The 23,594-nt window shown below is 72.0% G+C and carries 19 protein-coding genes; 15 read left to right on the forward strand and 4 right to left on the reverse strand.

The genetic code is table 11. From position 1 onward, the window contains the following. Positions 1-68: 68 nt before the first annotated feature. Both acs and QF034_RS22525 read right to left on the reverse strand, forming a co-directional pair. On the reverse strand, positions 69-2,024 hold the full coding sequence (gene acs, locus QF034_RS22520; RefSeq protein ID WP_307176665.1) for an acetate--CoA ligase: 1,956 nt from the start codon (positions 2,022-2,024) through the stop codon (positions 69-71). A 376-nt stretch (positions 2,025-2,400) separates the two neighbouring features. Next, positions 2,401-4,770: a bifunctional SulP family inorganic anion transporter/carbonic anhydrase gene (locus QF034_RS22525; protein WP_307176666.1), complete on the reverse strand. Its 2,370-nt coding sequence runs from the start codon at positions 4,768-4,770 to the stop codon at positions 2,401-2,403. 294 nt (positions 4,771-5,064) lie between these two features. Between QF034_RS22525 and QF034_RS22530 the strand changes: the two genes are divergently transcribed. Together QF034_RS22530 and QF034_RS22535 are read left to right on the forward strand one after the other, a co-directional pair. Next, the gene (locus QF034_RS22530) at positions 5,065-6,327 is read left to right on the forward strand and encodes a polysaccharide deacetylase family protein (protein WP_307176667.1); all 1,263 of its coding nucleotides are present in this window, start codon (positions 5,065-5,067) and stop codon (positions 6,325-6,327) included. Between the two features lie 64 nt (positions 6,328-6,391). Beyond that, positions 6,392-7,216: a Fic family protein gene (locus QF034_RS22535; protein WP_307176668.1), complete on the forward strand. Its 825-nt coding sequence runs from the start codon at positions 6,392-6,394 to the stop codon at positions 7,214-7,216. A 338-nt stretch (positions 7,217-7,554) separates the two neighbouring features. Here the strand turns inward: QF034_RS22535 and QF034_RS22540 are convergent, their stop codons facing one another. Continuing rightward, positions 7,555-8,388: an HAD family hydrolase gene (locus QF034_RS22540; RefSeq protein WP_307176669.1), complete on the reverse strand. Its 834-nt coding sequence runs from the start codon at positions 8,386-8,388 to the stop codon at positions 7,555-7,557. Between the two features lie 575 nt (positions 8,389-8,963). Here QF034_RS22540 and ssd point away from each other — a divergent pair. The 7 genes from ssd (at position 8,964) to QF034_RS22575 (ending at position 14,031) form a co-directional block, all read left to right on the forward strand. Next, positions 8,964-10,076 (forward strand): septum site-determining protein Ssd, encoded by a 1,113-nt coding sequence (gene ssd / locus QF034_RS22545; protein ID WP_307179951.1) that lies wholly within the window; start codon positions 8,964-8,966, stop codon positions 10,074-10,076. Then, positions 10,073-11,299, forward strand: coding sequence for a TadA family conjugal transfer-associated ATPase (locus QF034_RS22550; protein ID WP_307176670.1), 1,227 nt, complete (start codon positions 10,073-10,075; stop codon positions 11,297-11,299). The genes ssd and QF034_RS22550 overlap by 4 nt, the downstream gene beginning before the upstream one ends. Next, positions 11,283-12,152, forward strand: coding sequence for a type II secretion system F family protein (locus tag QF034_RS22555; RefSeq protein WP_307176672.1), 870 nt, complete (start codon positions 11,283-11,285; stop codon positions 12,150-12,152). Before QF034_RS22550 ends, QF034_RS22555 begins: the two co-directional genes overlap by 17 nt. After that, complete coding sequence (locus tag QF034_RS22560; protein ID WP_307176673.1) at positions 12,149-12,937, forward strand: type II secretion system F family protein; 789 nt, start codon at positions 12,149-12,151, stop codon at positions 12,935-12,937. Before QF034_RS22555 ends, QF034_RS22560 begins: the two co-directional genes overlap by 4 nt. Before the next feature lie 77 nt (positions 12,938-13,014). Beyond that, positions 13,015-13,224, forward strand: a complete 210-nt coding sequence (locus tag QF034_RS22565) for a DUF4244 domain-containing protein (RefSeq protein ID WP_306965063.1) — start codon at positions 13,015-13,017, stop codon at positions 13,222-13,224. Next, positions 13,211-13,576 carry a TadE family type IV pilus minor pilin gene (locus QF034_RS22570; protein ID WP_370880833.1) on the forward strand — a complete coding sequence of 122 codons (366 nt, stop codon included), beginning with the start codon at positions 13,211-13,213 and terminating at the stop codon, positions 13,574-13,576. The genes QF034_RS22565 and QF034_RS22570 overlap by 14 nt, the downstream gene beginning before the upstream one ends. Positions 13,577-13,620: 44 nt before the next feature. Further along, positions 13,621-14,031: an Rv3654c family TadE-like protein gene (locus QF034_RS22575; protein WP_307179952.1), complete on the forward strand. Its 411-nt coding sequence runs from the start codon at positions 13,621-13,623 to the stop codon at positions 14,029-14,031. Here QF034_RS22575 and QF034_RS22580 read toward each other — a convergent pair. Continuing rightward, positions 13,931-16,450 carry a DEAD/DEAH box helicase gene (locus QF034_RS22580; RefSeq protein WP_307176674.1) on the reverse strand — a complete coding sequence of 840 codons (2,520 nt, stop codon included), beginning with the start codon at positions 16,448-16,450 and terminating at the stop codon, positions 13,931-13,933. The two genes, QF034_RS22575 and QF034_RS22580, sit on opposite strands and share 101 nt — an antisense overlap. 79 nt (positions 16,451-16,529) lie before the next feature. Here QF034_RS22580 and bldG point away from each other — a divergent pair, with 79 nt between their 5' ends. From bldG to QF034_RS22610, 6 genes are all read left to right on the forward strand, one after another. Next, positions 16,530-16,871 carry an anti-sigma factor antagonist BldG gene (bldG, locus tag QF034_RS22585; RefSeq protein WP_003991900.1) on the forward strand — a complete coding sequence of 114 codons (342 nt, stop codon included), beginning with the start codon at positions 16,530-16,532 and terminating at the stop codon, positions 16,869-16,871. A gap of 134 nt (positions 16,872-17,005) precedes the next feature. After that, positions 17,006-17,440 carry an ATP-binding protein gene (locus tag QF034_RS22590; RefSeq protein ID WP_307176675.1) on the forward strand — a complete coding sequence of 145 codons (435 nt, stop codon included), beginning with the start codon at positions 17,006-17,008 and terminating at the stop codon, positions 17,438-17,440. Positions 17,441-17,713: 273 nt separating this feature from the next. After that, positions 17,714-20,119: a sodium-translocating pyrophosphatase gene (locus tag QF034_RS22595; protein ID WP_307176676.1), complete on the forward strand. Its 2,406-nt coding sequence runs from the start codon at positions 17,714-17,716 to the stop codon at positions 20,117-20,119. A gap of 194 nt (positions 20,120-20,313) precedes the next feature. Continuing rightward, positions 20,314-20,895 (forward strand): small secreted protein, encoded by a 582-nt coding sequence (locus QF034_RS22600; RefSeq protein WP_307176677.1) that lies wholly within the window; start codon positions 20,314-20,316, stop codon positions 20,893-20,895. 546 nt (positions 20,896-21,441) lie between these two features. Then, complete coding sequence (locus QF034_RS22605; protein ID WP_307176678.1) at positions 21,442-22,971, forward strand: DUF7059 domain-containing protein; 1,530 nt, start codon at positions 21,442-21,444, stop codon at positions 22,969-22,971. A 221-nt stretch (positions 22,972-23,192) separates the two neighbouring features. After that, positions 23,193-23,390, forward strand: a complete 198-nt coding sequence (locus tag QF034_RS22610) for a hypothetical protein (RefSeq protein ID WP_307176679.1) — start codon at positions 23,193-23,195, stop codon at positions 23,388-23,390. Positions 23,391-23,594: the final 204 nt, after the last annotated feature.

Raw genomic sequence — 23,594 nt, forward strand, 5'->3', positions numbered from 1 at the left:
GCCGAGGGGCACTCGGCGTACCGACCGCCGGGTGCCCCTTCGTCCGCTGCGCTATGCCTGTGCCGTGATCAGTCCTCGCTGGGCGCGGCCGGCAGCTTGTCCTGGATGAGGTCCATGACCGTGGAGTCGGTCAGCGTGGTGACGTCACCGAGCTGGCGGTTCTCGGCGACGTCCCGCAGCAGGCGGCGCATGATCTTGCCGGAGCGGGTCTTGGGCAGCTCGGCCACCGGCAGGATGCGCTTGGGCTTGGCGATCGGGCCGAGCGCGTTGCCGACGTGGGCGCGCAGCTCGGCGACCAGGGTCTCGGTCTCGGAGGCGGTGCCGCGCAGGATCACGAACGCGACGATCGCCTGCCCGGTCGTCTCGTCCGCCGCGCCGACCACGGCCGCCTCGGCGACCGAGGGGTGCGAGACGAGCGCGGACTCGACCTCCGTGGTGGAGATGTTGTGCCCGGAGACGAGCATGACGTCGTCGACCCGGCCGAGCAGCCAGATGTCGCCGTCGTCGTCCTTCTTGGCGCCGTCACCGGCGAAGTACTTGCCCTCGAAGCGCGACCAGTACGTGTCGATGAACCGCTGATCGTCGCCCCAGATGGTGCGCAGCATCGACGGCCACGGCTCGGTCAGCACCAGGTAGCCGCCCCCGCCGTTGGGTACCTCGTTCGCCTCGTCGTCGACGACCGTCGCGGAGATGCCGGGCAGCGGCGTCTGCGCGGACCCGGGCTTGGCCGCCGTCACACCCGGCAGCGGGGTGATCATCATCGAGCCGGTCTCGGTCTGCCACCAGGTGTCCACGACCGGGGTGCGGTCGCCGCCGATGTTCTTGCGGTACCAGATCCACGCCTCGGGGTTGATCGGCTCGCCCACCGAGCCCAGCACCCGCAGGCTGGACAGGTCGAACTTGGCGGGGATGTCGTCGCCCCACTTCATGAACGTACGGATCGCGGTCGGCGCGGTGTAGAGGATCGTCACGCCGTACTTCTGGACGATCTCCCAGAAGCGGCCCTGGTGCGGCGTGTCGGGCGTGCCCTCGTACATGACCTGCGTCGCGCCGTTCGCGAGCGGGCCGTAGACGATGTACGAGTGGCCGGTGACCCAGCCGACGTCGGCGGTGCACCAGTAGACGTCCGTCTCCGGCTTGAGGTCGAAGACGGCGTGGTGGGTGTAGGCGGTCTGCGTGAGATAGCCGCCGGAGGTGTGCAGGATGCCCTTCGGTTTCCCCGTGGTGCCCGAGGTGTAGAGGATGAACAGCGGGTGCTCGGCGTTGAACGCCTGCGGGGTGTGCTCGGCGCTCTGCCGCCCGACGAGGTCGTGCCACCACACGTCGCGGTCCTCGGTGAAGGCGACCTCCTGGCCCGTGCGGCGCACGACCAGGACGTGCTCCACAGTGCCCGCCTTCTCGACGGCCTCGTCCACGGCCGGCTTCAGCGCGGACGGCTTGCCGCGCCGGTAGCCGCCGTCGGAGGTGATGACCACGCGCGCGTCGGCGTCCTGGATACGGGTGGCGAGCGCGTCCGAGGAGAAACCGCCGAAGACGACGGAGTGCGCGGCGCCGATGCGGGCACAGGCCAGCATCGCGATCGCCGTCTCGGGGATCATCGGCATGTAGACGGCGACTCGGTCGCCGGCCTGAACTCCCAGTTCCAGCAGGGCGTTGGCGGCCTTGGAGACCTCGTCCTTGAGCTCGGCGTAGGTGATGGCGCGGCTGTCGCCGGGCTCGCCCTCGAAGTGGATCGCGACCCGGTCGCCGTGCCCGGCCTCCACGTGCCGGTCGACGCAGTTGTAGGCGACGTTGAGCTCGCCGTCCTTGAACCACTTGGCGAACGGCGGGTTCGACCAGTCGAGGGTCTCGGTGGGCTCCTTGGCCCAGGTCAGCCGACGGGCCTGCTCGGCCCAGAAGCCGAGCCTGTCAGCCTTGGCCTGTTCATACGCCTCCGCGGTGACGTTGGCGTTGGCGGCCAGGTCGGCGGGGGGTGCGAACCTGCGCTCTTCCTTGAGCAGGTTGGCCAGGCTTTCGTTGCTCACGGCATCTGCCTTTCCCAGGGTGTCCGTTGTGTCCCAGGCCACAGCTCATCAGACCCGGGGGTGCGATGACAAGGGCCGACCGCCGATTGGTTTAGACCTGTCGGGCGGCAGTGTCGGCGGGCGGCGTCATCCGTACCCACGGACGCCGACCAGGGAAAGTTCAGCCTGTGTAACGCGCGTCACGCGTGGGGCGGGGGCGGGGCGGCGGCGTGGCGTGCGGGTGGTGGGGTGTGCCGACGGTGGGGGTGTGCGGGCGGTGGGCTGCCGGCGATGCGGTGTGCGGCCGTGGGGTGTGCGGCCGTGCGGCCCGGAGGCCGTCGGGGCCGTCGGGCCGCCGGAAGGCCGTCCGGGCCGCACACCCGTGCGCGAGCCGGGCTCAGGCCGTCAGGTCCGCCTCGCGTACGCGGTCGAAGACGCTGCCGTCGTCCGTCTCGGTGAGCAGGTAGGCCTCGGCCTCGCCCACGTGGAAGTACATCCCCTGCAGCTCCAGGGAGCCCTTGGCGAGGGCACGGGCCACGGAGTCGTGCGCGCGCAGGTGCTCCAGCTGCTGGACCACGTTGGTCAGACAGAGCTGCTCGACTGCGTCCTCGGGAGACCGCCCGGCCAGCCTGCCCCACGGCCCGCTGTCGTCGGCCATGCGCTCCAGGCTCGGCAGCCCGTGCCGCAGCCACCGCTTCAGCGGTGTCCGGGCGCCGCCGGGCTCGGAGTTGAGCAGTGCCTGCATGGCGCCGCAGCCCGAGTGCCCGCACACCGTGATGGAGCGCACCTGGAGCACGTCCACGGCGTACTCGATCGCGGCCGCCACCGAGTCGTCGCCGCTCTCCTCGCCCGGCTGTGGGACGAGGTTGCCCACGTTGCGCACGACGAACAGGTCGCCCGGACCACTGGAGGTGATCATCGATGTGACCAGCCGCGAGTCGGCGCAGGTCAGGAAGAGCTGCGAAGGCCGCTGCCCCTCACGCGCCAGTCGGGCCAGCTCGCTGCGCACCAGGGGTGCGGTGTTGCGCTGGAACGCGCTGATGCCACGCGCCAGTTCGTGCCCACTGCCTCCGCCGGTGCCCTTCGGGTCCGCGTCGGTGCGGTCCGTCCCGTCCGGGGCGTTCAGGGAGGGGGAAGCAGACTGGGAGCGGTCGCACTGGTGGTTGCGCCAGGGCGTCCAGGGCCGGCATCGGCAGCCGGTGAAGGCCTGGGGCTCGGAGATGCGGATGCCGGGGTGCCGGCCGGTGATCTCGACGGTTCCGCCCTGTGCGGTGTGTGTCTTCTGCCAGTCCTGCAGCGTCTCGTACGCCGCGTGGTCCATGAACGACCCGTCCAGCTCGACGACGGTGTCGGCACCGTGCGGTACGAGATGCAGGGCCCGGCTGAGCCGAGGCACCGCGAGGAACGTCAACTGCCCTCTGACATGTACGTGATGGACTCCTTCCGTCTCTTCGTGCGTGATACGGGTGCGGGTGAGGCGGTGCAGGGCGACGCCGACGGCCATGGCGATGCCCAGGGCGACGCCCTCCAGGACGCCGAGGGACACGACGCCGAGGGCCGTGACGGCGTACACCCACACTTCGCGGTGGCGCGTCACCGTGCGGATGTGGTGCAGGGACACCATCTGGATGCCGACGGCCATCACCAGGGCGGCGAGCGAGGCGAGCGGGATGAGCTCCAGGATCGGGACCATCAGCAGCGCGGCGATCACTACGAGAACGCCGTGCAGCATCGTGGAGTTCCGGCTCACCGCGCCCGCGTGCACATTCGCCGAAGTCCGCACGGCCACGCCCGCGATGGGCAGTCCACCGAGCGAGCCGGAGACGATGTTCGCGGCGCCCTGCCCGAGCAGTTCGCGGTCGAGGTCGGAGCGCCGGACGCGGGCGGACAGGCCCGGGCGGCCGGCCACCAGCTTGTCCACGGCGACCGCGCCGAGCAGTGACTGCACGCTGCACACCAGCGTGGTGGTGAGCACCGCGGCGACGATGCCGAGCACGGGGCCCTCGGGCAGTCCGGCCAGGGCGTGGTTGCTCCAGGACGGCAGGTCGACCTTGGGCAGGCGGAGGCCGGCGAGGGCGGCGGCGACGCTGGCTCCGGCGACGGCGACGAGCGCGGCCGGGACCTTGCGCAGCAGGCGTCCGGCCCGGCCGGGCAGTCTCGGCCAGAGCATGAGCAGCGCCAGGGTCAGCACGCTCACCGACACGGACGCGAGGCGCATGTCCGCCAACTGGGCGGGCAGCGCGCGGAGGTTGTCCGGGACGGAACTCTGCGGTGTGCCGCCGAGCACGATGTGCAGCTGGGCGACGGCGATGGTGACGCCGATCCCGGCGAGCATGCCGTGCACGATGGCGGGGCTGACGGCGAGGGCGCCACGGGCCACGCGCAGGCAGCCGAGGCCCAGTTGGGCGAGGCCGGCGAGGACGGTGATGGCGCAGGTCGTCCGCCAGCCGTAGCGCTGGATGAGATCGGCGGTGACGACGGTGAGTCCGGCGGCCGGTCCGCTCACCTGGAGCGGGGAGCCGCCGAGCCGTCCGGCGACGAGCCCGCCCACGGCGGCGGCGACGAGGCCGGCCTGGAGCGGTGCGCCGGTGGCGAGGGCGATGCCCAGGGAAAGGGGCAGGGCGATCAGGAAGACCGCGATCGAGGCCGACACGTCGGCACCCGCGATCCGGAAGCGGCGGGGGCCGTGGGACGGCGGGCTGTGGGGTGGATGAGTGCGCTCGGTCCGGCTCGGGTCGTCGGCGCGGGTGGGGGTGCAGGCTGACATGTGTTTCCCGTCTCCTCCGGGGCTGCGCGGTCGAGCGACGGGCTCCCCGCTCGGGGCGGGGGCCGGTCGCGGCCGTGGTCACGGTGTAAATCGGCGGGATGAATCAACGCTCGGTAAACGGATCGTAATGCAGAGTAAAGGACGAGCATAGACTTTACGGGCAAATGGGCGAATAAATCACCCTGAAGGGTGAAGTGGCCATCTGATCGGCTTGTCGTACTAATTCCTTCTCGGTCTCGTGCGAATTTGGCGGCGCTGTCCGCACTCCGAGAGAAGGAAGAAGGTGGGCGGAACATGGCCGCCAGCCACAGGATCGCCGCGGGCTCCCTGATCGCCGCGGTCTGCGCGGTATCGCTCGCCGGTTGCGGGACCGGCACGTCGAGGCACGAGGCCCCGGCCCCACGCAAGGCGAAGCCGGCTCCGGCGCCGCAGAGCGCGGTCCGGCTGATCGGGGACGGTTCCACCGCCTACACCGGCGCCCAGCCACACCTGCCCAGGCCCGAGCGGCTGCGGCCCGGCCAGAAGCCCCCGCAGTTCGTCGTCTTCTCCTGGGACGGCGCGGGCGAGGACGGCCAGAAGCTGTTCTCGCACTTCCGCAAGGTCGCCAAGGCGAACAACGCGACCATGACCTACTTCCTGAGCGGCGTGTACCTGCTGCCGGACGAGAAGCGCGACCGGTACCGGCCGCCGCAGCACTCCCCGGGCCGCTCCGACATCGGCTTCAACGATCGCCGCGGTATCGCCGCCACGGTGGAGCAACTGCGCCTGGCGTGGCTGGAGGGCAACGAGATCGGCACCCACTTCAACGGCCACTTCTGCGGCAGTGGCGGCGGGGTCGGCGAGTGGTCCGTAAAGGACTGGAAGGACGAGATCGCCCAGGCCAAGCAGTTCGTGAGGACCTGGAAGACCAACACCGGCCTGAAGGACGCGTCCCCGCTGCCCTTCGACTACGACAAGGAGCTCATCGGCGCCCGCACGCCCTGTCTGGAGGGGCAGCGGAACTTCCTGAAGGCGGCCCGTGACCTGGGCTTCCGCTACGACACCAGTGGCGTCAACGACCAGGTCTGGCCGAGGAAGAAGAACGGCCTGTGGGACGTGTCCATGCAGCTCGTGCCGTTCCCCGGGCACTCCTACGAGCAGCTGAGCATGGACTACAACTTCATGGTCAACCAGTCGGGCACCACCACCCAGGGCAACCCCGCCATGCGCGACTTCTGGGGCGACCAGATGCGCGACGGCCTGCTCAAGGGCTTCTCCCGGGCCTACCACGGCAACCGCGCGCCCCTGATCATCGGCAATCACTTCGAGTCCTGGAACGGCGGCACCTACATGCGGGCCGTCGAGGAGGTCATCGAGACGGTGTGCACCAAGGAGGAGGTGCGCTGCGTCTCGTTCCGGCAGCTCGTGGACTGGCTGGACGCCCAGGATCCGACGACGCTGGAGAAGCTGCGCACGCTGAAGGTCGGCGAGGCGCCCGAGCAGGGCTGGGCGTCGTTCCTCGCGGGCCGGCCCGCCCCGGCCCCGAAGGGCGTGCCCGGGGCTCCGGCGGTGAAGTAGCGGCCCGAGTGAAGATGGCCACTCCGCCGTGGGGCGGGCTCCCGGGGTGCGTAGGGTCGTACTCATGAGTACAGCAGGCGCGACCGCCGACCCTCTCGCGGCCCTGGGGGCGCTGCCCGGTGTGGCCGAATCCGTGGAATCCGTACGCAAGTCCGTGGACCGGGTCTACGGGCACCGCATCATGCGGCGGCGCAGCAACGCGATCACCTCCGAGGCCGCCCTGCGCGGCGCCCGTGGCTCGGCGGCGCTGGCCGGCGCGGACTGGGCCCTGGAGGAGGTCCGCCGGCGTACGGACTTCAGCGGCGACGACGAGGCGCGCACCGTGGGCGCCGCTCTCCGGCTCACCGCCGAGGCGGGACAGCTGCTGTCCATCTGGCGGCAGTCGCCCCTGCGGGTGCTGGCCCGGCTGCACCTGGTGGCGGCGGCCGACAAGGCCGACCAGGTGGGGCGGCCCCGGCAGGAGGGCGAGGCGGTCGACGAGCCGCTCGTCGGGCTGCCGCTGCCGAGCGCGGCCGAGGCGCACGGCCGGCTGGAGGGGCTGGCCGGGCTGATCATCGCGGGCGGCACCGCGCCGGCGCTGGTGACGGCCGCCGTCGTGCACGGCGAGCTCCTCGCGCTGCGTCCTTTCACATCCCACAACGGCCTGGTCGCCCGTACGGCCGAGCGCATCGTCCTGATCGGCAGCGGCCTGGATCCGAAGTCGGTCTGCGCGGCCGAGGTGGGCCACGCAGAGCTGGGCCGCGTGGCCTACCTGGAAGCCCTCGACGGGTACGTCTCCGGCACCCCGGAGGGCATGGCCGCCTGGATCGCCCACTGCGGCAGGGCGGTCGAGCTGGGGGCGCGCGAGTCGATGGCGGTGTGCGAGGCGTTGCAGCGCGGAGCGGCGTGACAGCGGGACCGGTCCGGCACAGAAATGCGGCGGTACGAGAACTCGTACCGCCGCTGGCATGAGCATCGGGGTACCAAGCGTCCTCGATATATGCCCATCAGGTCGGGAACTTTGCCCGTCCCTGGTGCGGCTGGCCCGTAATCGACGGGTCGACGTCGCGTGGGTGCCCGGTGTTCATGCTCGGTCCGTGGGGCCAAATGCGTAATTAAGGTGATCCTCTCGGATGTCCTTGGTCTCGCGGGCCGTTGAGTCCTTTGTACTCCTGACCCGGAGTAAGCGGAAGTCCAGGCTGCACTTCTTTACTTTTGGGTTCAAATAGGACTTCGGATCGCTCCAGGTCAAGCGATGGTCGCCCGGCGCCGGTTCGCGTACCAGACGAGGCCGGCGGTGGCCGCGGCGGCGCCTATCGCGGCCACCGCGACGAGCGCCGGACGCGGCGGTACGGAGAACCCGGGGAGGCGCTGCTTGAGCCGGACCGGACGGTGGAAGTCCAGAATCGGCCACCCGCGCGCGAGGGCCTCGCGGCGCAGCGCACGGTCCGGATTCACGGCATGGGGGTGGCCGACGGACTCCAGCATCGGCACGTCGGTCGCCGAGTCGCTGTAGGCGTAGCAGCGGCTGAGGTCGTACCCCTCGGAGGCGGCCAGCTCCCTGATGGCCTCGGCCTTGGTCGGACCGTAGGCGTAGTACTCCACCTCGCCGGTGAAGCAGCCGTCGTCGCCCACGATCATGCGGGTCGCCACCACCCGGTCCGCGCCGAGCAGCTCGCCGATCGGCTCGACCACCTCCGCGCCCGACGTGGACACGATCACGACGTCGCGGCCGGCGGTGTGGTGCTCCTCGATGAGGGAGGCGGCCTCGTCGTAGATGATCGGGTCGATCAGATCGTGCAGCGTCTCGGCGACGATCTCCTTGACCTGCTGCACGTTCCAGCCGCGGCACAGCGCGGACAGGTAGGCGCGCATGCGTTCCATCTGGTCGTGGTCGGCGCCGCCGGCCAGGAAGACGAACTGGGCATATGCAGTTCGCAAGACGGCCCTGCGGTTGATCAGACCGCCTTGGTAGAACGACTTGCTGAACGTGAGCGTGCTCGACTTCGCAATGACCGTCTTGTCCAGGTCAAAGAAGGCCGCTGTGCGGGGCGACAAGTGGTTTTCCACGCCCTTGAGCATAGGGGCAGCCCATTCGGCGTAAGGTGGGGCGTGTGGGTTTGCCTGAGAGGCCTCTCGGGTACACCATGGAAGTCACGGATCGTTCGCGACCGTGCTAACCCGGCCCGACTCCTCCCCCCCCCCGAGTCGGCCGTGGGGACGACCCCCGCTCTCCCCCCCGGCGGGGGTCGTCGCATGTCCGGATGCATTTTCCCCTTCCTCGCGCGGCCGGAGAGCCGCTCTGGTGCCGCGTCGGCGGCGCTATTGGCATGCCCATGACCTGTCACGGTCCGTAGTCGTCGGACTGCTCTGTGGAAGTCGCACTGAGGGGCTGCGGGCATCACCGGTATGGGTGACGGCGATATTCACAACCGCCGAGGCGTCCACAGTTTTCCACCAAGATCCACATGATTTCCGGGATCGCTGCACCGTGATTCCAGCGCACCCCGCTCGCGGCGGGTTCATGACCGGCTCCGATTGCCGGTGGCGCTCGGCCGGTTTGTGTCGGCCGTTCAAAGGGAGGCCGCGTTGCCGGTTCTTCCCGCGTTTGGGAGTCGCGGGCCGCAGGGGCCGTGCGAGTCATGCAGCGAAGGGGGATGGAGACCGTGGCAGGAGCCGTCACACACGATCCGCCGCCGGCCGCCGGAGGGCGGCAGGGCGGACCGCTGATCGTCACCGAGGACACCGAACTCCTCGACGACCTGCTGCGCCTGTGCGCGGCGGCGGGCGCCACACCCGAGGTGCACCACGGGGTGCCCGATCGCAGAGGCGGCTGGGAGACCGCGCCGCTCGTCCTCGTGGGCGACGACGCCGCGCGGCGGGTGCGCGGGGCCGCGCGCCGAAGGGGAGTCGTTCTCGTCGGCCGGGACCAGGACGACTCCGGGGTGTGGCGGCGCGCCGTCGAGATCGGCGCCGAGCACGTCCTGATGCTGCCCGACGGCGAGCAGTGGCTGATCGACCGCATTGCCGACGTGGCCGAGGGCGTCGGCCGGCCCGCCCTCACCGTGGGCGTCATCGGCGGCCGGGGCGGGGCCGGAGCGTCCACGCTCGCGTGCGCGCTCGCCGTCACCTCCGCGCGCGAGGGGCTGCGCACACTCCTCGTGGACGCCGATCCGCTCGGCGGCGGACTCGACGTACTCCTCGGCGGCGAGACGGCCGACGGACTGCGCTGGCCCGCCTTCGCCTCCTCACGCGGGCGGGTCGGCGGGGGCGCTCTGGAGGAGTCGCTGCCCGAGCTGCACTCATTGCGGGTGCTCAGCTGGGACCGCGGCGACCGGATCGCCGTCCCGCCCCAGGCGGTGCGCGCGGTGCTCGCCGCGGCCCGGCGCCGGGGCGGCACGGTCGTGGTCGACCTGCCGCGCCGCATCGACGACGGCGTCGCCGAAGTCCTCACCCAACTCGACGTCGGCGTGCTGGTGGTGCCCGCCGAGCTGCGCGCCGTCGCGGCCGCCGGGCGGGTGGCGTCCGCGGTCGGCATGGTCCTGCGCGATCTGCGGGTGGCCGTCCGCGGGCCGTACCCGCCCGGGCTCGACGACCGGGAAGTGGCCCGGCTGCTCGGACTGCCCCTGGTCGGCGAGGTGCCGGCCGAGCCGCAACTGCTGCGCCCGGACGAGGGCACGGCGCCCCCGGGCGCCGCCCCGCGCGGACCGCTCGCCCGGTTCTGCAAGGAGTTCTGGGAGCGGGCGCTCGTCGAGGCGGGTGCGGCGTGAGCACCCTGGCCGGACCGGTAAGCGCGGAACTGCTCGACGGAGTGCGGCGGTGGCTGGCCGAGAGCGGGGCCGAGCCGACCCCCGCGCGCGTGGCACAGGCCCTGCGGGAGCAGGGCAGGGTGCTCGGGGACGCGGAAGTCCTGGGGGCCGCCGCGCGGTTGCGGTCCGAGCTGGTCGGCAGCGGGCCACTGGAGCCCCTGCTCGCCGACCCGTCGGTGACCGACGTGCTGGTGTCGGCCCCGGACCGGGTCTGGGTGGACCGGGGCGGCGGGCTGGAGCTCACGCCGGTGCGCTTCGCGGACGCGGCGGCCGTACGACGGCTCGCCCAGCGCCTCGCCGCCGTGGCCGGGCGCCGGTTGGACGACGCCCGGCCCTGGGCCGACGCCCGGCTGCCCGACGGGACCCGGCTGCACGCGGTGCTGCCGCCGGTCGCCGTGGGCTGCGCCTGCCTGTCGCTGCGGGTCGTACGGCCGCGTGCCTTCACGCTCGGCGAGCTGGTCGCGGCGGGCACGGTGCCGCCGGGCGGGGACCGCGTGCTGCGCGCGCTGCTCGACGCACGGCTGTCCTTCCTCGTCAGCGGCGGCACGGGCAGCGGAAAGACGACCCTGCTGAGCGCCCTTCTGGGGCTGGTGGGGCCGGACGAGCGGATCGTCCTCGCCGAGGACTCGGCGGAACTGCGGCCGGACCATCCGCATGTGGTGCGACTGGAGAGCAGACCCGCCAACCAGGAGGGCGCGGGCCTCGTCACCCTCGAGGACCTGGTGCGCCAGGCGCTGCGGATGCGGCCCGACCGGCTGGTCGTGGGCGAGGTCCGAGGGCCCGAAGTGGTGCATCTGCTGGCCGCGTTGAACACCGGCCACGAGGGCGGCTGCGGAACCGTGCACGCCAATGCCGCCGCCGACGTGCCGGCCCGGCTGGAGGCCCTGGGAACGGCCGCGGGGCTCGACCGGGCCGCGCTGCACAGCCAGGTGGCGGCCGCCCTCTCCGTGGTGCTGCACCTCGTACGCGACCGGACCGGGCGGCGGCGGATCGCCGAGGTGCATGTGCTGGAGCGGGACCCGTCGGGGCTGGTGCGGACGGTGCCGGCGCTGCGGTGGGGAGTGGAGGCCTTCGTGCGGGAGCGGGGGTGGGAGCGGCTGCGGGGGCTGCTTCGGGGTGAGGGAAGCGAGGGCGGGCCGGGTGAGGCCGTGATGAAGGGGGCGAGTGATGACGGGAGCGGCTGAGATGTCGATGGGTGCGGCCGTGGCGTGCATGGGGGCGGCGGCCTGGCTGCTGGGTGAGCGTCACTCGACGGCACGGCGGGCGCGGTTGCTGCTCGCGGGCGGCGGGACCGTCGGGAGCGGGCCGCCCGGGTGGGGGCGGATGGCCGATGGTCTGCGGCGGGTCCGCGGGCGGCTGCGGGCCGAGTGGTGGGCGCCGGTGGCCGGGCTGGTGCTGGCGGTGCTGGGAGCGTCGGTGCTGCCGGTCGTCCTGGGAGTGGCCGGAGTGCCGCTGCTGCGACGGGTCCGGCTGGCCGGCCGGGTGCGGCGGGACCGGGAGCGCCGGGCCGACGCGGTGATCGCGCTGTGCGGGGCGCTCGCCGGGGAGGTGCGGGCCGGGCGGCAGCCGGGAGAGGCGCTGCTGCGGGCCGCGCGGGACTGCGGCGGACTCGCGGACGCACAGGGGACGGTGCTGGCGGCGGCACGGTTCGGCGGTGACGTGCCCGACGCGCTCGCGACCGCCGCCGGGCAGCCGGGGGCCGAGGGGCTGCGGGGACTCGCGGCGTGCTGGCGGGTCGCCGTGGACCAGGGCGCGGGGCTCGCGGCCGGACTCGACCGGCTCGCCGCCGCCCTGCGCGCCGAACGGGACCAACGCTCCGATCTGCGCGCCCAGTTGGCGGGCGCGCGGGCCACGGCGGTGCTGCTCGCCGGGCTGCCGTCCCTGGGCCTCCTCATCGGCACCGTCCTCGGCGCGGACCCCCTCCACGTCCTGCTGCACACCACGGCGGGCCTGGGCTGTCTGGTGGCCGGCGGTGTGCTGGAGGGCCTCGGGCTGTGGTGGGTGCAGCGGATCGTGCGGGGAGCGGAGGCGGCATGAGCGCAGAAGTTATCCACAGGCTGGGGGTGACGGTGGGGGTGCTGCTGGCCCTCTGGTGGTCGGTGCGCCGGCTGAAGACGGCGGGACGCCGCCGGAGGATGCGGCGCCGGCTGGCCGAGCTGTCGCCCCGGGAAGCGACCGCTCGGACTCCGCGCCCCGGGTTGGGGCGGGCGGCGCGGAGATGGCCGGCTCCCCTGGGCGTGGCGTGCGCCGGGTGGGTGCTGATCGGCGGCCCGGTCGGTGTCGCCGTCGGACTGGCCGGCGCGGTGGGGATGTGGCGGTGGCGGCTGCGGCGGGAGGCGGCCGGTACGGACACGCGGGCAGCCGACCTGGCCGAGGCGGCACGGCAACTGCCCCTGGCCGCCGACCTGCTGGCGGCCTGCATCGCGGCGGGCGCCGGGCCGGTGATCGCCGCGCAAGCGGTGGGCGAGGCCCTGGGCGGGCCGGTGGGCGACGCCCTCGCCCATGGCGCGGCGGAGGTACGGCTGGGCGGCGAACCGGGCCCTGCCTGGCGGAGGCTGGCCGCCCTCCCCGGCGCCGGAGGCCTGGCCCGGCTGCTCGAACGGGCCGACGTCTCCGGACTGCCCGCCGCCACGCCGGTCGCACGACTCGCCGCCGAGACCCGAGCCGACTGGGGGCGCGCCGCGACGGCCAGGGCACGCCGGGCGGGCGTCATGGTCAGCGCGCCGGTCGGGCTGTGCTTCCTGCCCGCGTTCCTCGCGATCGGCGTGCTGCCCGTGGTGATCGGGCTCGCGGGTGGGGTGCTCGAAAGGGGTGGTGCCTGAGACGGAGGCCTGGATCGGCGGCGGAACAAGTCAGCGACAACCAACAGAAGTTCGGACTCTTTCCTACGGAGGTTGAGATGTATCAGGCGGTACGGGCACGGCTGGGTGCCCTGGTGTGCGGGGCGCGTGCGGCGCGGAGGGACGCGGGGATGGTCACGTCCGAGTACGCGATGGGAATCGTCGCGGCGGTGGCCTTCGCGGTGGTGCTCTACAAGGTCGTCACGAGCGGTGCGGTCAGCGCGGAGCTCCAGAACATCGTGAAGGAAGCCCTCAATGCGCGGATGTGAGCGGGGCGCGGACCGGGGGTTCGTCACGGCGGAGTCGGCTGTGGTGCTGCCCGTGCTGGTGATGTTCGCGATGGCGCTGGTGTGGGGGCTGCTGGCCGTGGCCGCGCAGATCCAGTGCGTGGACGCGGCACGGACGGGCGCCCGGGCGGCGGCGCGCCAGGACTCGCCCGACGCGGTCGTGCGACTGACCCGCGAGGCGGCACCGCCCGGCGCGAAGGTGACCGTCGACCGGGGCGCGGAACACGTCCGGGTGGTCGTCGTCGCCGAGCCGCCGGTGCTGCGCGGCCTGTCCTTCACCGTGCGGGAGGAGGCCGTGGCGTCGGTGGAGGAGACGGTGGGGGTGGGCACGTGAGACGGCGGCCGGAGACGCGGGGCCGGAACCCGGGGCACCGGCTGATGGGATGCACCGCCTCGGACCAGGGATCCGCCACCGTCTGGAGCGTCGGGGCGATCGCCGTCCTGTGCGTGGTGTTCGGCGTCGTCCTCGCACTGGGGCAGGCCGTCGTGATCCGGCACCGGGCGGCGGGCGGTGCGGATCTCGCGGCGCTCGCGGCGGCCGACCATTGGGCCGAGGGCGGTACGGCGGCCTGTGTCCGGGCCGGCCGGGTGGCCCGGGCACAGGGCGTCCGGCTCGTGCGGTGCGAGGTCGTCGGGGAGATCTCGGACGTGACGGCGGCGTCGGGCCGGGGGCCGTTCACGGCGGAGGTCAGGGCGCGGGCGGGGCCTCCGTCGGCTCCCTTGGGCCTTCCGTCGGCGGCTCCGCCGCCGCCTCCTTCTCCTCGGGAGCCCCCTCCAGCAGCACCGTGAGCAGCCGGACCGCCCCTCTCTTGTGCAGCGGGTCGTTGCCGTTGCCGCACTTGGGGGACTGGATGCAGGACGGGCAGCCGGCGTCGCACTCGCAGGAGGCGATGGCCTGGCGGGTGGCGGTCAGCCAGGTGCGGGCGGTGTGGAAGGCGCGCTCCGCGAAGCCCGCGCCGCCGGGATGGCCGTCGTAGACGAAGACCGTGGGCAGGAGCGTGTCGGGGTGGAGCGGGATCGACACGCCGCCGATGTCCCAGCGGTCGCAGGTCGCGAAGAGGGGCAGCAGGCCGATCGAGGCGTGCTCGGCGGCGTGCAGGGAGCCGCCGAGGATCTCCGGGTTGATCCGGGCGCGGTCGAGCTGGTCCTCGGTGACGGTCCACCACACGGCCCGGGTGCGCAGCGTACGAGGAGGGAGGTCGAGTTTCGTCTCGCCCAGCACCTCACCGGTGATGAGCCGCCTGCGGAGGAAGGAGACGACCTGGTTGGTGACCTCGACGGAGCCGTAGCACAGGCGTCCGTCGCCCCAGGGGACCTCGACGTCCGTTTCCAGCACGGAGATCGACGTCGTGTCGCGAGCGACCGTGGAGTAGGGCGGCGCGGCCTCCTCGACGAGGGCGACGGAGTCCTCCAGGTCCAGCGACCGCACCAGGTAGGTGCGGCCCTGGTGGAGGTGGACCGCCCCCTCGTGGACGGTCGAGTGCGCGGCGCCGGCGTCGACCGTGCCGAGCAGCCGGCCCGTGCCGGCCTCGACGACCTGGACCGGCCGCCCGCCCTCACCGCGGATGTCGGTCAGGTCGGCGGCCCGCTCGCGGCGCGTCCAGTGCCAGGCCCTGGTGCGGCGACGCAGCAGCTTGGCGGCTTCGAGCTGGGGGAGGAGGTCCTCGCAGGCCGGGCCGAACAGGTCGAGGTCCTCGTCCGTCAGGGGCAGTTCCTCGGCGGCCGCACACAGGTGCGGGGCCAGCACGTAGGGGTTGTCCGGGTCGAGGACCGTCGACTCGACGGGCTGGTCGAACAGGGCCTCCGGGTGGTGGACGAGGAAGGTGTCCAGCGGGTCGTCCCGTGCGACCAGGACGGCCAGCGCTCCCTGCCCGGACCGTCCGGCCCGGCCCGCCTGCTGCCAGAGGGAGGCGCGTGTGCCCGGGTAACCGGCGATGACGACCGCGTCCAGGCCGGAGATGTCGATGCCGAGTTCGAGGGCGTTCGTCGCGGCGAGACCCAGCAGTTCACCCGAATGGAGGGCTTGTTCGAGTGCCCGGCGTTCCTCCGGGAGATAACCGCCCCGGTACGCCGCGACACGCCGGGCCAGCGACCGGTCGACCTCGGCCAGTCGCTCCTGGGAGATGACGGAGATCAGCTCGGCCCCGCGCCGGGACCGTACGAAGGCGACCGAGCGCACGCCCTGCACGGTGAGGTCGGTGAGCAGGTCGGCGGCCTCGGCGGTGGCCGTGCGGCGGACGGGGGCGCCCTTCTCGCCGTGCAGCTCGGTCAGCGGCGGTTCCCAGAGGGCGAACACCAGTTCACCGCGCGGGGAGGCGTCGTCGGCGACCTCCAGAACCGGCAGGCCGGTCAGGCGGCGGGCGGCCACCGCGGGCTCGGCGGCGGTCGCGGAGGCCAGCAGGAACACGGGCGAGGAGCCGTAGCGGGCGCACAGGCGGCGCAGCCGGCGCAGCACCTGGGCGACGTGCGAGCCGAAGACGCCGCGGTAGGTGTGGCACTCGTCGACGACGACGTACTTCAGCGACTTCAGGAAGGAGGACCAGCGGGGGTGGGACGGCAGGATGCCGCGGTGCAGCATGTCCGGGTTGGTCAGGACGTAGTTGGCGTACTGGCGGATCCACTCGCGCTCCTCGAACGGAGTGTCGCCGTCGTACACGGCCGTGCGTACCGAATGGCCCAACGGATGTGAAAGTTCCTTCACGGAGCGGCACTGATCCGCCGCAAGGGCCTTGGTGGGGGCCAGGTAGAGGGCCGTCGCGCCGCGGCCGTTCGGGGCCTCGGCGCCGTCCAGGAGGGTGGACAGGACCGGCACGAGGTAGGCCAGGGACTTGCCGGAGGCCGTGCCGGTGGCGACGACGACCGATTCGCCGTCCAGCGCGTGCTCCGCCGCGCGGGCCTGATGGGCCCAGGGGTGCTCGATGCCCGCGGCCTGCACGGCCGCCACGACCTCCGGGCGGATCCGGTCCGACCAGACGGCATGCCGACCCTCGCGCGGGGGCAAGTGCTCCGTATGAGTAATGCGCGAAGCCCTGCTCGGACCGGACGCGAGCCGGTCCAGGACCGCGCCCGGCGCGGGTCGGGAGGCGGGGTCCGTCGGGGGTCCATCGGATCGGTGATTCTTGGCCATCGGCACCGAGTGTGTCACTGGCGTGACGGACAATGGAGCCAAGGCGTCGTGCACGCCTGCCCGTAAGTGATTGAATGCCATCGCGGCTGGCGAACCGTCCAGGGGACGAAGCCGAGGTGCCCCAAGGGCGACCGCTCGATAGCAAGGTGCTGGAGGATCCGTGGACCTGTCCCTGTCGACCGAGACCATGGGCGATCGCACGATCGTCAGGGTCGGTGGCGAAATCGACGTATATACCGCGCCCAAGCTGCGCGAGCAGTTGGTCGAGCTGGTGAACGACGGCAGTTTCCACCTTGTCGTCGACATGGAGGGCGTGGACTTCCTCGACTCCACCGGGCTCGGCGTGCTGGTCGGCGGCCTGAAGCGTGTGCGGGCCCATGAGGGCTCCCTGCGCCTGGTCTGCAACCAGGAGCGCATTCTGAAGATCTTCCGTATCACCGGCCTGACCAAGGTGTTCCCGATTCACACCTCGGTCGAGGAAGCGGTGGCGGCGACCGACTGACACCGGGCCCGGGCCTCGTGCCCGGGCAGGCCGAAGCCGCGGCAAGAGTTCGGCAGAAGTGAAGACCGAGGGGGCCCGGGCTTTCGGCGGCCCGGAGCCTCTCGACAGCACGCCCGTAGTTGCGAGGGGGATGCATGGCCACCGTTGAGCTCCGCTTCAGCGCGCTGCCCGAGCACGTCAGGACCGCCCGGCTGGTGGCGGCCGCGGTGGCGCGCAGGGCCGGAGTGGACGAGGCCGTCCTCGACGAGGTCAGACTCGCCGTCGGCGAGGCCTGCACGCGGGCCGTCGGGCTGCATCAGACCGGCGGGATCTCGGCACCGGTGAAGGTGCTGCTGATCGAGGAGGAGAAACAGTTCTCCATCGAGGTCGGCGACGAGGCCCCGCACGCGGTCCCCGGCGAGCGCACAGGCGCCGGACCCGGCGACCCCGACGGTGAGTCCGAGGAGGACGAGATGGGCCTCGCGGTCATCAGCGGACTCGTCGACGATGTCGAGGTCAGCGCGGGGGAGCACGGCGGGTCGATCAAGATGACCTGGCCGACCACCCCGCCGCCGACCATCCTGGCCTGACAAGCCACCGCGCACACCGTTTGACGAAGGGCCCCACACCCGTGGGGCCCTTCGTCATGTGCGGGTGTCAGTGGTCGCCTTTACAGTAGTTCCTGTGCCGTTCATCGCGTGAATTCGTTCACGATCATTCGCATGCTCCAGGGCCGTCCGAGAATGCTTTCAGGGCATTACCTCAGACGGCCAATTCCACTAATCGCGCTCTGTTTTGATCAGGTTCCGGTACCTACAATCCCGTCCACATCTTGAGCTCAGCCCAAGCGTCAAGGAGGACGAATGGCGGGGCTTTCTCTCTCACCACAGTCGGGCCATCCCACAGACCTCGCAGCCGCCGTACTGACCGATGACAACCGCGTTCTCGTCGTGGTCATCGCGGTCGTCGCACTGGCGGCACTCGTGGTCGCGGGCGTCCTGGTACGCCAGGTACTCGCGGCCGGCGAGGGCACCGACAGCATGAAGAAGATCGCGGCGGCGGTCCAGGAAGGCGCGAACGCCTATCTGGCACGTCAGCTGCGCACGCTCGCCGTATTCGCCGTGGTCGTGTTCTTCCTGCTCATGCTGCTGCCCGCGGACGACTGGAATCAGCGTGCCGGTCGGTCGGTGTTCTTCCTGATCGGAGCGGCGTTCTCGGCGGCCACCGGCTATATCGGCATGTGGCTCGCCGTACGCAGCAATGTGCGTGTCGCCGCGGCGGCGCGCGAAGCCACTCCGGCGGCAGGCGAGCCGGAAAAAGATCTCACCACCGTCTCGCACAAAGCGATGAAGATCGCATTTCGCACGGGCGGTGTCGTCGGCATGTTCACGGTGGGCCTCGGTCTGCTGGGCGCCTCCTGTGTGGTGCTGGTGTACGCGGCCGACGCGCCGAAGGTGCTCGAGGGCTTCGGCCTCGGGGCCGCGCTGATCGCGATGTTCATGCGTGTCGGCGGCGGCATCTTCACCAAGGCCGCCGACGTCGGCGCCGACCTGGTCGGCAAGGTCGAACAGGGCATTCCGGAGGACGACCCGCGCAATGCCGCGACCATCGCCGACAACGTGGGCGACAACGTCGGCGACTGCGCGGGCATGGCGGCCGACCTCTTCGAGTCGTACGCCGTGACCCTCGTCGCCGCGCTGATCCTGGGCTCGGCGGCCTTCGGCGACGCCGGGCTCGGCTTCCCGCTGCTCGTGCCGGCGATCGGTGTGGTCACCGCCATGATCGGCATCTTCGCGGTGGCGCCGAGGCGCGCCGACCGCAGCGGCATGAGCGCCATCAACCGCGGGTTCTTCATCTCCGCGGTGATCTCGCTGGTGCTGGTGGCGGTGGCCGTCTTCGTCTACCTGCCCGGGAAGTACTCCGAGCTCGACGGCGTCACCGACACCGCGATCCTGGGCAAGGACGGTGACCCGCGGGTCCTCGCGCTCGTCGCGGTGGCCATCGGCATCGTGCTCGCCGCCCTGATCCAGCAACTGACCGGCTACTTCACCGAGACCACCCGACGCCCCGTCCGGGACATCGGCAAGACCTCGCTCACCGGCCCGGCCACCGTCGTCCTCGCCGGTATCTCCGTGGGTCTCGAATCGGCCGTCTACACCGCCTTGTTGATCGGCCTCGGCGTGTACGGGGCGTTCCTGCTCGGAGGTACGTCGATCACGCTGGCGCTGTTCGCGGTGGCGCTGGCGGGCACCGGCCTGCTCACCACGGTCGGCGTGATCGTCGCGATGGACACCTTCGGGCCGGTCTCCGACAACGCGCAGGGCATCGCGGAGATGTCCGGCGACGTCGAGGGGGCGGGCGCGCAGGTGCTCACGAACCTGGACGCGGTCGGCAACACCACCAAGGCGATCACCAAGGGCATCGCGATCGCCACGGCCGTGCTCGCGGCGGCGGCGCTGTTCGGGTCGTACCGCGACGCGATCTTCACCGGCGCGCGGGACGTGGGCGAGAAGCTCAGCGGGGACGGTGCCCCGCTGAGCCTGATGATGGACATCTCCCAGCCCAACAACCTCGTGGGTCTCATCGCGGGCGCGGCGGTCGTCTTCCTCTTCTCGGGGCTGGCGATCAACGCCGTGTCGCGGTCGGCGGGTGCCGTGGTCTTCGAGGTGCGGCGGCAGTTCCGCGAGAAGCCCGGGATCATGGACTACAGCGAGACCCCGGAGTACGGCAAGGTCGTCGACATCTGCACCAAGGACGCGTTGCGCGAGCTGGCCACGCCCGGTCTGCTCGCCGTGCTGGCGCCCATCTTCATCGGGTTCACGCTCGGTGTCGGCCCGCTCGGCGCGTTCCTGGCGGGCGCGATCGGCGCGGGCACGCTGATGGCGGTGTTCCTGTCCAACTCCGGTGGCGCCTGGGACAACGCCAAGAAACTCGTCGAGGACGGCCATCACGGAGGCAAGGGCAGCGAGGCCCACGCGGCGACCGTGATCGGCGACACCGTCGGCGACCCCTTCAAGGACACCGCCGGTCCCGCGATCAACCCGCTGCTGAAGGTCATGAACCTGGTGTCGCTGCTCATCGCGCCCGCGGTGATCAAGTTCTCCTACGGCGCCGACAAGAGCATCGGGGTGCGGATCCTGGTCGCGGCCGTCGCGTTCCTCGTGATCGTCGGCGCGGTGTACGTGTCAAAGCGGCGTGGAATCGCCATGGGTGACGAAGACAACGCCGATGAGAAGCCCAAGTCGGCGGACCCGGCTGTGGTTTCGTAGGGGGGACGTCCAAGCCCCAGCTCAAGGTGCGGGCGGGCGGCGCGCGTTGACGCGTCGCCCGCCCGCTCTGTGTGTGTGCGCCATCGCGCCGTGAGGCTTCTCTCGCTTGGTGCAAAAGGTTACAGAAGGGTCTTAATAGACTTTCGGCGTGCGGTTGCCGTGCATCTGGCGTGTATGTTCCGGGGCCGAGAGCCATGGAAGGGACCAAACCGGTGAACAAGAAGCTCGCGGCCGCACTGTCCGGCGGTGCGGTACTGGTACTGGCGCTGTCGGGGTGCGGCGGCGACGACAACGAGAAGCTGGACTCCTGGGCCAAGGAGGTCTGCGACGCCGTGCAGCCGCAGGCCAAGAAGATCGAGTCGGCCAATGCCTCGATCCAGAAGGAAACCTCGGACAACAGCAAGCCGGCGGACGTCCAGAAGACCGACGCACAGGCTTTCCAGGACATGTCCGACGCCTACAAGGCCATCGGGGCCGCGGTGACCAAGGCCGGGGCGCCGGATGTCGAGAACGGCGAGAAGAAGCAGCAGGACGCCGTCAAGGAGCTCAACACGATCTCCTCCTCGTACGCCTCCCTGAAGAAGCAGGTCGACGGGCTCGACACCAAGGACCAGGGCAAGTTCGCGGACGGCCTCAAGGACATCGCCACGGAGCTCGACAAGCTGGGCAAGAGCGGGAACGACGCGCTCCGCACCCTGGAGGAGGGCGAGGTCGGCCAGGCGATGGCGCGCCAGTCCAGCTGCAAGGCGGCCACGGCGCCGGCGACGCAGAGCTGAGCCGAGCTGGGCGAGGAGCATTTCGGTGCTGGCGGGGCTGCTGAGGCGGCAGTGACTGCTGAGTCGGAGTGCGGTGGCGCGGGATGCCCGGGCCGGTCGGCGGAGGCGTGAGTGGTGCCCGAGTCGGGGTGCGGAGGCGCGCGCGGTATCCGGGCCGGGGTGCGGAGGCGCGCGATAGCCGAGCGGGTTCGGAGTGGCGCATGGTGCCCTGGCCGGGGTGCGGAGGTGCGCGGTAGCCGAGCGGGTTCGGAGTGGCGCGTGGTGCCCGGGCCGGGGTGCGGAGGTGCGCGGTAGCCGAGCGGGTTCGGAGTGGCGCGTGGTGCCCGGGCCGGGGTGCGGAGGTGCGCGGTAGCCGAGCGGGTTCGGAGTGGCGCGTGGTGCCCGGGCCGGGGTGCGGAGGCGCGCGCGATTCCGAGCCGGTCGGCGGAGCCGCGCGATACCCATGCCGGTCCCGAGAGGCACGCCATGCCAGAGCCGGTCCGCGGAGCCCTGCGCGATACCGGTACGGGCGCGTGCGATGCCGGTGCCGACGGCCACAATGGGGGCGTGAGTAACGCCAGCCAGTCACCCCTGCCCCCGCTGCCCTCCTCCGATCGTCCCGATGCCGCCGCCCGGCTCCGCGACGCCCTGCTCGGAGCCTCCTTCACCGCCGACGGGCTGCTCGAACTGCTCGGCGCCCCCGCGTACGCGGCCCTGGCCCGGAGCGAGACCGTGCCCGCGCTCCGGGCGACCCGCGGGGACACACCGCTGGAGCTGCTCGTCCGGCTGTTCCTCCTTCAGCAGCCCGTGCCGCACGCGCGCGTGGCGGACGTCCTGCCCGTCGAGGCGTGCCTGGAGAGCGGCTGGCTGACGCGCGTCGGTGACGACGAGCTGGCCGCCGCCGTGGACGTACGGCCCTACGGCGGGCCCGACGGCGAGGACTGGTTCATCGTGTCGGACCTGGGCTGCGCGGTCGGTGGCGCCGGCGGGATCGGCCGGCGTGACGAGGGAGTCGTCCTGGGAGTCGGCGGCGCCTCCACCACACTCGCCGGCATCACCGTCCGTACGCCGGTCGCCGCCGCGCTCGACCTGGGCACCGGCTCCGGCATCCAGGCGCTGCACGCCGCCCGTCACGCCACGCGCGTGACGGCCACCGACCTCAACCCGCGCGCGCTGCACATCACCGCCCTCACGCTGGCGCTGTCCGGCACCCCGGCCGCCGATCTGCGCGAAGGCTCCCTCTTCGAGCCGGTGCGGGACGACGAGACGTACGACCTGATCGTCTCGAACCCGCCGTTCGTGATCTCTCCCGGCGCCCGGCTCACCTACCGCGACGGCGGGATGGGCGGGGACGATCTGTGCCGCACGCTCGTTCAGGAGGCGGGGGAGCGGCTGAACGCGGGCGGGTTCGCGCAGTTCCTCGCCAACTGGCAGCACGTGGAGGGGGAGGACTGGCAGGACCGGCTCAGGTCATGGGTGCCCCGGGGCTGCGACGCGTGGATCGTGCAGCGCGAGGCGCAGGACGTCAATCAGTACGCCGAGCTGTGGCTGCGCGACGCGGGCGACCACCGCGAGGACGTGGCGGAGTACCAGGCGCGGTACGACGCCTGGCTCGACGAGTTCGAGGCGCGCAAGGTGAGGGCCGTCGGCTTCGGCTGGATCACCCTGCGCAGGACGGACGCCGCCGTGCCCTCCGTCACGGTGGAGGAGTGGCCGCATCCGGTGGAGCAGCCGCTCGGGGACACCGTCCGGGCCCACTTCGACCGGCTCGACTACCTGCGCGACCACGACGACGCCGCGCTGCTCGAAGGACACTTCCGGCTCGGCGCCGAGGTCGTGCAGGAACAGGTCGGGCTGCCCGGCGCGGAGGACCCCGAGCATGTCGTGCTGCGCCAGAACCGCGGCATGCGCCGGGCGACCCGGGTGGACACGGTCGGCGCGGGCTTCGCCGGCGTGTGCGACGGCACGATGAGCGCCGGCCGCATCCTCGACGCCATCGCCCAGCTGATCGGCGAGGACCCGGTGCTGCTGCGCGACCGCACTCCGGCGCAGATCCGGCTGCTCGTCGAGCAGGGGTTCCTGGAGCCGGTCCGCTGAGGGGCTCAAGAGATCGTCAGGGTGGTACCCGCGTCGGCTCGCCAACAAATTCGAGTCGATTTGAACACCTCGTCCGAAACGGTCCGTGAGGGACCGGACGCCCCCGATCCGCGGCGGTGTCGTCCCGGCGTTCACCTCCGGTTCGCCTGCCCGCCGCCCCCGCGTGACAGCCTCCCGTGGCTGGGGAGACGAGGACGGGGACAAGGGGGACACGGCGAGTCATGGAGAGCGAACCGGCGATCTTCGCGGGAGCGGTGTTCTCCCTGTTCGGAGGCGGGCTGCTGGCTTGGACCGTGGCATGCGTCCGCCGGCACCGGCCCGTCGCCCAGGGCATGAGCCCCGTCGCGTCGGCGACCCTCGCGAGCGTCGCCGCGGTGCTCGCGCTGGCGGCCGGAACCTGGTGCTTCACACGCCTCTGAAGCCCGTGTCGGCGACGCGCCTGTGGGTAACCGAGAGGTGGCGCTCCGCATCGGGCCGGGCCGGCTCCGGGCACTCCGGGCGGCAGGAATGGTGGTAGTCGGGTTACCGTTCGAGTGGCCGTTGCGGGCTTTTCCCGTTTGACACGGGGGCGGGATGTACCGTCACACTCCGCAGCGTCACCACGACCCGACCCCGGGAGGCGA

The sequence above is a fragment of the Streptomyces africanus genome (genome assembly GCF_030816955.1).
Lineage (GTDB): Bacteria > Actinomycetota > Actinomycetes > Streptomycetales > Streptomycetaceae > Streptomyces > Streptomyces africanus.